This is a genomic window from Candidatus Phytoplasma sp. AldY-WA1 (genome assembly GCF_020312115.2).
Lineage (GTDB): Bacteria > Bacillota_I > Bacilli_A > Acholeplasmatales > Acholeplasmataceae > Phytoplasma > Phytoplasma vitis.
Window position 1 is genome coordinate 1 of sequence record NZ_JAHRHX020000129.1, and the last position, 946, is coordinate 946.

Annotated in this window: 1 protein-coding gene; it reads right to left on the reverse strand. The window is 24.2% G+C overall.

Annotation, left to right across the window (positions count from 1 at the left end):
* Window positions 1-946 (reverse strand): ABC transporter substrate-binding protein (locus KTO59_RS04420; RefSeq protein ID WP_284928848.1); only part of this gene is annotated, 946 nt, incomplete at both ends.

Sequence of the window (946 nt, forward strand, 5' to 3'; positions counted from 1 at the left end):
GTATTAACTAAAATAAATGATTTTTCTGTTTTTAACGGAAATAAATAATGTTTGTTATATAAATATTGTTCTATTCCTTTTAATAGTGATTCATATTCTGTTAAGTCAGTTGATGATTTAGCTTTTGTCAATTTATCTTCGATGTCAATTTTATCATCTGCATTGATACCAAAGAAATTACTTTCGTTGTTTGTTGACTTGAAATAATCTTCGATATATTTATGAGCGTATTTCATTTCAAAATTTTCTGCTAAAAAAACAAAATTATAAGGTGATTGTTCTCCTTTTGTTGAATTTGCTAAAAAAGTCTTCCACTCAGGTTCTTCTAAATTTATTTCAAAACCAACATGTTGTAATTGTTCTATTATTTTGTCATGAAATGATGTTTTGTTTTTACCAATTGCAATTTTTAATTTTTTATCTTCTGGTCTTAATCTTTGAACTTCTTGTTTAGCTGATTCTATATTAGGTTGATGATAATTTATAATAGGATTATGGCCAATTAATTTATTATGAAATGCAGATTTTGCAATTGTATCAGGTAATTCTAATTCATCGATTATTTCTTGTATATCTAAAGATTTTGCAATGATTTTACGTACATTTTCATTAGTTTTTTGTTTATTAAAATAAATATAACTTTGAGTAGCTCTTTCGTGTTCTAATATTTTTATATTTTTATATTTTTTGTTTGTTAAATCGTCTTTTAAATTTTGAATTTCTGTTGGTGGGTAATAAAGCATTGCATTGACTTGTTTTGTTTCTAATTCTTGGAAAAGAGTATTTGAATCTTTAGATATTTTGAATTTAATTTTTTTAGGAGAATTTTTGATAATATCTTGATCATGATATTTGTCGAAAAGTTCCAATTGTAATTCTTTATTCGGAATATAATTTGTTAATTTATAAGCGCCAGCTCCTATTTTTACTCCTTCTGATTCGTTTT